General features: G+C 62.6%; 5 protein-coding genes. 3 read left to right on the top strand and 2 right to left on the bottom strand.

The annotated features are described in order from the left end of the window. Positions 1-1,204: 1,204 nt before the first annotated feature. On the bottom strand, positions 1,205-2,959 hold the full coding sequence (locus ACWEWT_RS21220; protein ID WP_452561280.1) for a WXG100-like domain-containing protein: 1,755 nt from the start codon (positions 2,957-2,959) through the stop codon (positions 1,205-1,207). A 981-nt stretch (positions 2,960-3,940) separates the two neighbouring features. On the opposite strand from ACWEWT_RS21220, the gene ACWEWT_RS21215 reads away from it, so the two are divergent. From ACWEWT_RS21215 to ACWEWT_RS21205, 3 genes are all read left to right on the top strand, one after another. Then, positions 3,941-4,690: a 2OG-Fe(II) oxygenase gene (locus ACWEWT_RS21215; protein WP_452561278.1), complete on the top strand. Its 750-nt coding sequence runs from the start codon at positions 3,941-3,943 to the stop codon at positions 4,688-4,690. 199 nt (positions 4,691-4,889) lie between these two features. Beyond that, a complete protein-coding gene (locus ACWEWT_RS21210) occupies positions 4,890-5,735 on the top strand; it encodes a 2OG-Fe(II) oxygenase (RefSeq protein WP_452561276.1) in 846 nt (281 codons plus the stop codon). Between the two features lie 354 nt (positions 5,736-6,089). After that, on the top strand, positions 6,090-6,926 hold the full coding sequence (locus ACWEWT_RS21205; RefSeq protein ID WP_452561275.1) for a 2OG-Fe(II) oxygenase: 837 nt from the start codon (positions 6,090-6,092) through the stop codon (positions 6,924-6,926). Between the two features lie 130 nt (positions 6,927-7,056). Here the strand turns inward: ACWEWT_RS21205 and ACWEWT_RS21200 are convergent, their stop codons facing one another. Further along, the gene (locus ACWEWT_RS21200) at positions 7,057-8,955 is read right to left on the bottom strand and encodes a DUF707 domain-containing protein (protein ID WP_452561273.1); all 1,899 of its coding nucleotides are present in this window, start codon (positions 8,953-8,955) and stop codon (positions 7,057-7,059) included. Between the last annotated feature and the right edge of the window lie 108 nt (positions 8,956-9,063).

Raw genomic sequence — 9,063 nt, 5'->3', positions numbered from 1 at the left:
CATTCCCCGGCGCATTCCCCGGCGCATTCCCCGGCGCATTCCCCGGCGCATTCCCCGGCGCATTCCCCGGCGCATTCCCCGGCGCATTCCCCGGCGCATTCCCCGGCGGATCGCCGGGCCCGTTCGACGGAGAGTTCGCAGGCGTACCCCCCGGCGCAGGCGGATCAGCATGCGGCTCAGACCTATTCCATGGGGGCGAACCACTCGGATGCCTACCCCGCTCCGAATCCCGCAGCTCGCCGTTACGCAGAAAGTCTTCGAAGTCCCCGAATCCTCGCGAGCTCGCCCACTGATTGTGTCCGGCCCTTTCCGCCCAATCATCGAAGTCGGCTTGGTTGCGGCGCCGCATGTTGATCAGGGCACTTCGCCCATTATCGAATTCGCTTCTCGCGGTTTGTCCGGATGAAGCCGCGTCACCCCCGTCGTGCCAATGCCGCCATCGATCCCGCACTGTGTTGGCAATCGAATTTGCAGTCGATTCCCTGAAGCGTCCTCCACCTGGCGCGGGCGGATTTCCCGGAGGGTTCCCGTTGTGCGGCGGATTCGCAGGCGGATTCCCGTTATGCGGCGGATTCCCCGGAGGGTTCCCGTTGTGCGGCGGATTCCCCGGAGGACGCCCGTTATGCGGCGGATTCCCCGGAGGACGCCCACCCGGCGCAGGCGTATGCCCACCCGGCCCGTCGTCATTCATGCGGCGCCGGGCTCCCTCGTCCGCGCGTTGACCGTCTTCACTCGCCCTGCGCGAACGACCGGAAGTGCCTCTCCGGAATCCCCGGCCGAAATCGGGCATCGAGCGCGCAATGGACTCGAGAATGTCCATGACCCTGCCCATCGGACCACCCCGACCTGCCACTACACCCTCCAGCTCGAGATATGAACACTTCTGTTGCCCGTTCGACCGTCGTCACCGCAGCGGTATCTCACACCGGTCGATATGAGACACCGACGGACGTGCTTCGTAGCGGCCACAGACATCCGATGCCGGTCCCGGCCCAGTGCGTGCGGGCCGGGCCGACCACCGGAAACCCTGTGGAGCCACGCGCTGGAACACTTCCGTGGCTCCGCGTCCTCGCCCCCATTGTGGATCGTCCCCAGAAGCGGGGAACTCGTGCACCAGAGGCATCGGGTCCAGTGAGTGCACCGAAGATCGACTCCTCTCCGCCCTTTCGCAGCGGAATTCCACTTACTCATCGACCGACCTTCGTCATCTCGATGGAGGCCGGGCACCAGCAGCAGATACATCGTCTTCCTTGGGCGGAGGTTCGGCCGAGGTCTCCCGGTCGTCTCCGGTCCGTGTATCGATGGGCGGCCCGGGCGGTGGCGACGCAGTTTCCGGCGCGAACACCTGCGGGGCGTTCTGCTGGATCGCATCGGACGCTGCTGGTGTCGCCTTGGCGGCGTCACCGCCGTCGGCGGTCGCCCGCACCGAGGTTGCGGGCGCCTCCACATCGGGCCGTTTCGTAGTGGAGTCGACGCGTGCGGCTTTGCCTCCTGCACGCGACCACGGTGTTTTCTTCGATCCCGCGCGAGCCGCCGGCTGCTGTGCGCCCGGCCCGCTACCCGGTCCGCGACCGGCGCCGCTCTGGCCCTTTCCTGCCCCCGAGTCGGCCGGGCGCTGGGCCTCGCGACCGCCACCGCCACTGCCACCGCTCTGGGCTTTTCCGCCTGCGGCCTCCGCCGCGCGCTGTCCCTGAGAAGCAGGAGCCGCCTGCGATGACTGACCGGACGCAGCGGGGCTCGCCTGCGTGGGGCTCGCCTGCGCGGATCCCGGCGGAACCATCCCCGCGGTGCTACCGGCACTGTGCTGCGCGGCTTCGGCTCCGGATCGATCCGCGCCGTACCCCATGGTGCCGGGAGTCGTCGTCCTACTCTCCGACGTACTCCCGTCTCGCCCGGGCAGATCAGTGCCGCTCGCCTGGACACCACCGGTCGCAGACGGCACCGCGCCGGGTGTTGTGGCCGCGGGTGTCTCCGGCGCGGTAGCGGCCGGTCGATTCGGATCGGAGGTGGGTGTGGTCGCGCCGGTCGGATCGGTACCACGCCCCGCGCGGGGATCGCTCGGTGCTTCCGTGCGAGGTCCGGCGGGCCCGGAAGATTCGGTTCCCGGAGTGTGACCGGGATACGCGCCAGTGGTGGGCAGTTGCGTCACCGGCGACGATCCGGGAGGCACGTTCGGGTCGATGCTCGGTGGATTGTTGTCCACCGGCCCGGGTGTATCCAATGGGTCGTCCGACCAATCGGCCGGCTCCACGCCCAGTCCAGGTGTGTTGAAATCGAGTTCGGACAGCTTCTCCCCGAACTTCGCGCCGTGCGACATCAAATCGTCGGCATGGTTGTCCAGCACCCTGCTGTAGCGTTCGACTTCGTCGGGATCGAGACGGTACTCCCCTGATCCGGGCCCCGGGGCCACGGGAATCGGCGGCGGCTCCAAGGCCTCGCGGATGAACCGCTGGAATCTTTCCGCCAGCGGTTCGACGGCTTTGGCCACCACCTCGGCCGCGATGTACCACATGATGGCTTTCGCCATTTCCTTGGCGATATAGCGCGCCGCTGCCGCGATCATCGGCCCGGTCACCGGTCCGGCGGGAGTGAACATGCCCGCGATGAAACTCGCGGCGAGCGCCGCCAGTTCGACCAGCACCGCGATCTGGATGGTCTCGATGACATCCGCCGCGATATCGAGCGCCGTCGCCGCTATTTCGAATGCGTCGTCCAGTTCCGTCAATCTGTCGTACTGGTAGGCCCATCCGGCGAGAATTGCCTGGTAGGAATCCCCCGACAGTGCCGACCCCATCTCGTCGAGGGTGCCGGTCGCCGCGTCGAATGTTTCCTGGACATCGCGGGCGAACTCACGGGCACTGTTCGCCAATTCGCGTACCTGGTCCACATCGATATCCGGATACGGAACACCGATGACATTGAGAAAGAACACAACCTCGCTCGGTATGTGGATACTCAAATCTCGAACCTTCTCACAGCGCGGCGGCGCGGACCGATCGGCCGCGGGCCGAAATTTGCCCAGCCGACAGGGACCGAGAGCGGTCGGCCCGGAGGCCCTTACTCGTCACCGGTATCGACGGATCACCGTTGAACGAGCCGCACAGTGCGCCGGTGCGGCCCCCCGGCCAGAACGGCAGTGACATTCGATCCTCATGCACCTCACTTCGCAGGCGTTCCACGCTTGACAGGTTCGCCGACGCTACCCGTATCGACGCCCGGCCAGACTACCCAACGCCGAAGTCCCGACAGAGTCGCTCGCACGGCCCCGGAGTATCGGATGCGCCCGGCCCGGGTCCAGGGGGAGGCCATTCCACCGGAGTCGCGGGATCGTCACCGACAGCGAGATGCAGACCTGAGGACTGGCGGATCCCTCGTACCGACCGGCCCCGACCAACTCGGCGAGGCCGGCCGCTGAAGATAGCCCGATACGTGATTCCGCAGGTCGACAGGATACGCCGCCCTGCGACGAAGAGATCTCATCGCGCTCGGGCGCGGGCGCGATGACCGAACCCCGACGCCGGACCCCGGTCCGGATGCTCCGATCGGGGTGGCGTCGAGCCGGCCGCCGCCGGGCCGCGCGGGGTGCGGCAGGACCCACCCGGAAGGGCATTAATCACCAATGCTGGGAACAGCACCGCCCATACGCTCACTCCGTCACCCGCTCCAGCGGCGCCGGAGAGCACCGGAACAACCCATGCCGAAACTGATTCGACGAGGCCCCCTCGCGAACGACAGCCGACGACCGGCGCCCGGCGCCCGGCGCGATGGACCGTAGGGCGACCGGGCCGGCCCAGCATTCACCACTGGTGGCGGGCGTGAAAACCAGTGCTAGCCTGCGCGAATGAGTGGAGCTCTGGATTCTTCGTGGCAACACTGCGTCAAGACTTGGATCAGTGAAAATCTGGAACAGGGTCATACAGTCGAAGCGATTATCGAGTCCATGACAAACGACGGCTACGACAAGGACGCCGCCACAGCGATTGTGCAGCAGTCGCTGACCGGAGAAATCCCGGGGGACGACTCGCCCTACGTATACGACTCCGGCCCGGTCCCGCTCGACCGGTCTTTCCACGCCTACGATCGCACCGTCCACACTCTGCTGCGGGTGGAGAAGCCGCAGGCGATTCTGTTCGGTGACGTCTTGTCGGACGACGAATGCGCTGAGCTGATCGAACTGGCCCGGCCCCGGCTGCGGCCCTCCGCGATCGTCGACTCCGCCACCGGAGAATTGATTCCCGACCGCGGCCGCATCAGCGAAACGTGCGAGTTCCAATTATCGGAGGATCCGCTCATCGATCGGCTCGACCGGCGTATCTCGGCCCTGATGCACTGGCCGCTCGAATCCGGCGAGGGTCTTCAGGTCGTGCGCTATGCGACCGGTGGAGAATTCCTGCCTCATTTCGACTACTTTCCCCCCGGAAACCAGAACAACAGAGCACTTTTCATCCGCGGCGGCCAGCGGACAGCCACGCTCATAATCTATCTCAACGATGTCGAGGAGGGCGGGGAGACCGCATTCACCGAGACTTCGTTGTCGTTCACTCCGCGCAAAGGCCAGGCGCTGTATTTCCGGTACTTCAACAACGTCGGCCAGGTCGACCCGGCGACCCGGCATGCCGGACGACCGGTGATCGCCGGGGAGAAGTGGATCGTGACGAAGTGGATGCGCCGCTACCGCCACTATCTGTGAACCTCCGGGTGATCGCTCCACCGGCGGAGGGCCGTGCCGATCCGCCGAAGGCCCGTAGTCGCGCGGCGATGCCCGGTGGCCCGGATGTCTCGCGCCGCCCCGAAGCTGCTGCGCGGCCGATAGACCGCTCAGCAGCGGTCACCGATGGGGTTTCCACCTGTGGTGAGGCGCGCGAGACCACTGTCAGTAGTCTGCGATTATGACGGTGACACTGGACAGTTCGTGGCAGAGCTGTACCAAGGCTTGGATCGACGAAACCCTCGAACAGGGTCATTCGCCCGAGTCGATTATCGACGCCATGTCGAGTGGTGGTTTCGACAAGGATTCGGCCACAACGGCTGTCCATGCGTTACTGAGGGGAGAAATGCCCGGCGCTTCCCCTTACCTGTACGACCCCAGCCCGCTCTTGCCGGGCCGGGTTGTTCACGCCCATGACCGTACGATCTACGCGCTGCTGCGGGTAGAGCAGCCGCAACTGGTCCTGTTCGACGATGTCCTCTCCGCAGAAGAATGCGACCGGATAATCGAGATGTCGGGCAATCGACTGCAGCCTTCCGCGACCATCGACCCCGCCACCGGAAAGCTCGAGCAGGCCGAGACCCGTACCAGCGAGAGCTTCATGTTCGCACCGGGCGAGAACCCATTCATCGACGATATCGACCGACGGATCTGCGCTCTTATGAACTATCCCACGGATTACGGCGAGGGTTTGCAGGTCGTCCATTACCGGACAGGAGGGCAATACCTTCCCCATTTCGACTTCTTCTCACCGAACGACCCCGGAAGCATCGTTCATCTGACCGGCGGTGGCCAGCGGGTCGCGACTCTCATAGTTTATCTCAACGATGTCGAGGACGGCGGTGGAACTCACTTCTCCGAGGCAGGAATATCATTCACTCCACGCAAGGGCCAGGCATTATATTTCCGATACTTCAATAAAATCGGCCAGCTCGATCCTGCGACGGTACATGCGGGGCTTCCGGTCCTCTCCGGCGAAAAATGGATAATAAACAAATGGATGCGTCGATACCGAGTCCCACGGTAATTCCGGCTTTCACCGAATACACCAGCAGAGGATCTGCCATACGGCGCCTGGCACCGAACGTCTTCGGCTCGGCCTTCGTACCGCGGCAGTACGGCGCTACCTTCACATGACCACCGAATTCGTCATCGAGCACCCGCTGTGGCACATCGAGAGCTTCCACGGTCCAGGCGATCCGGCCGCAGATACACCACGAATACGATCGATCGAAGCACCCTCGATCATCCCACCGCTACCGCACCATCGTGATCCCCGCCGGAGACCGCGCTGCCACCACCGACCGTCGAGTTCCGTACCGCTCTCACCATCGCCGAGATACGCACGAAATCGAACAACTTCGAGTGCTAGTCTACGAATATGACGGCGGCAGTGGATATCCTGTTCCGAAACTTCATCAGAACTTGGATAAACGACAAACTCGACCAGGGCGATTCCGCCGAGTCGGTTATCGAATCGATGACCGACGGTGGTTTCGAAGAGAACGCCGCCGCACAGGCAGTACATGTTTCATTGGGGGGCGACGTGTCCAGCACATATCAATACGACCCGAGCCCCGTGCCGTCCGGCCGAATTTTTCACATCCAGGACCGAACGATTCGCGCCCTGTTGCGGGTCGAGCAGCCGCAACTTATATTGTTCGACAGTGTGCTATCCGCTGACGAATGCGATCGAATAATCGAGTTGTCCAAGGAGAGGATGCGTCCTTCGTCCACCACAGATCCCGCCATCGGCGACTTTACGCAACCGCAGGATTCCCTCAGCGAGAGCTGCACCTTCGGATTATCCGAAACTAGTTTCATCGATCGGATCGATCAACGCATATCCGCGCTCATGAACTGCCCGCTCGAAAACGGCGAGGGTCTGCAGGTCATGCATTATGGTACCGGCGGCCATTACCGACATCATTTCGATTTCCTCCCACCAGGGGATAGCACAACCGAATTGATCCGCGGCGGCCAGCGGACTGCGACCCTGATCGTATACCTGAACGAAGTCGAGGCCGGCGGGGTCACCAATTTTCCCAGAGCCGGGATAAAATTCACTCCGCGCAAGGGACAGGCTGTTTACTTCCGGTATCTCAACGATATCGGTCAACTCGACCCGGCAACAGAACATGCCGGACTTCCTGTCGACACCGGAGAGAAATGGATTCTGAACAAGCGGATGCGCCGTTACGGTTCATCGTTCGATTGAAAATTTCTCCCTTTCCGTATCCACGTCCGCGATCCATCCCACCTCGCAGACTCGGGGCGTTGGCGTATTCACTCCCGGCTTCGGGATCACGCCCAGGGATACAGACCCTCACCGACCTGATACCTGATGGTCACGTCTTACGGATCCAGGCGGGCGCACCCCCCTGCGAATTGCTTCCCTTCTCGATGACGACCATATTGTGATGGAAATGAAGGCCCCGTATCTGACCATCCGAGTACAGCGGTACACGCCCGCTCGCGTCCGGAAGCTCTTCATGGTTCAGTCCATCCACCAGTAATTTCAGAAATCCGACCGACGTGGCCGGATCGTCGAACTCTTCGGCATTCCCACCCCAGTGGGGCCAGTACGAGGCCTGTAGATCTTCGATTACATACAGGCCGCCGGGGCGCAACTTGGGGAACAGTGCGTGGAAGGACGCGATGACATGCGCGGAGATGTGGCTACCGTCGTCTATAACGATATCCAACGGGCCGGTCTGCTCGACTGCGCGCTCCAGCGATTCGCTGCTGGACTGATCTCCGAGCAAGGGCGTGATGCGCTGCTCGACATAACGGCTCGAATCGTGGATATCGAGTCCGAATACAATGGCCCGGCGGAAGTAGCGTTTCCACATCCGCAGGGACGCGCCGTTACCGATGCCGATCTCGAGAATGGTCAACGGCCGATCCCGCAGCGGCTCGAAGTATCGCTCGTATTGCGGGGTGTAGCGATGGATTCCCCATTTATCGGACCCGTACAGGAGGGCGAGCCTGGTCAGCGAGATCTGGTCGCCGGATGGTTCGAGGCCGGCGAGCAGAAGCTCGACCTGCGGGAACAGAGCGTCCAGCCGGCCCGTTCTCGCCGCATCGATATCGTCGTGTTCGCACCAGCGCAGGACCTGGGTCGCCGTGGATATCTTCGGGCGAGGACCGAACACAGCCTGTACAGCCTCATACAGATCCTGGGTCACCACCGCCTGCGGCACCAGACCGGGCGCGACACGCGCGTGCAGTACTCGCGATGAGCGGGGGAACACCATGCGCACGAATTCCGTGCCGTCCAGCACGAACCTGAACTCGACAATACAATCGAGCTTGGACCGGCCGACGTTCGCCCGATATACCAGCTCATCGACAATAATTTCCGCTACCCGCTCGGGACCGATTTGCGCGATAACATCGTCTCGGGCCCTGTCCGGACGATCGGCCACCGCTGTCAACGCCATTATGTCTGCATTACTCTTACGAACAGCTCGGCGGTCGAGCTCGACCCCGAGCTCAGTAGCACGCACTTCGGGAAGTGCATAGCGTTTCGTCACCTCATGCCCCTCCTGGAATGGTTCGACACCCAGCGATCGAAGGTACTGGTAAAAGGCGCCGTTATCGAGATCGACCGGGTTCGGATGACCGAATACCGCACTGTCGATTATTCCGATGGCCCTCTCCGGGGAGTCGAGCAGGCTCGGCCATACCGAATCGAGGCCGTATCCGCTGATGGATTCATCGAAACTATCCAGACACCGCGACAAGCCGTGGCGAGAGAACATGGGCATCATGATCTCCACGAAGTTCGTGTAGCGAACCTGATGGAGATGCCGATAGAGCGTAATATCCCAGGAAGCATGGGATTCATGAGACAACGCCGGCTGAGCGATATCCAACCCATATGACTCGAATACAGAAAAAGCTTCGGCCAGTCCGGAATGCGTACATTCGATATCGCCGTCGAGGAAGAGTACAGCATCGTATGCCTCGATCAGTTCCGGCCTCTTCGACCAGAGTGCCTTGATTCCCGGAAATTTCGAGATCCCACCCTCGACAACAAATTCCGGTCGCTCGTCGGGGCCCTCCGGCGGTAGTTCATAATAGTGGACCATCAGGTCCCAATCCCGGGGCTCGTTCTCTTCGAACCAGGAAAGGTATGCCGATCGGCGGCCCGCCCGGATACAAACGAGGAACCTTCGCCCGCCCGGCCGCCACGACAAAATTTCGACCTGGCTATTTTCGGACAGCCGCGGTGACGTCGCCACTTCATTCCTTCCTTACCTGAGTTCCTCCCGGCGGAGAGGCTAACAGGTTGCGACGAAGTGATAGTGCCACGATTGGTGAAGGGACGCCGGGGTCGGATGATCGACCCG

Source organism: Nocardia sp. NPDC003963, assembly GCF_053605105.1.
This window is presented reverse-complemented; position numbering and strand designations above follow the sequence as displayed.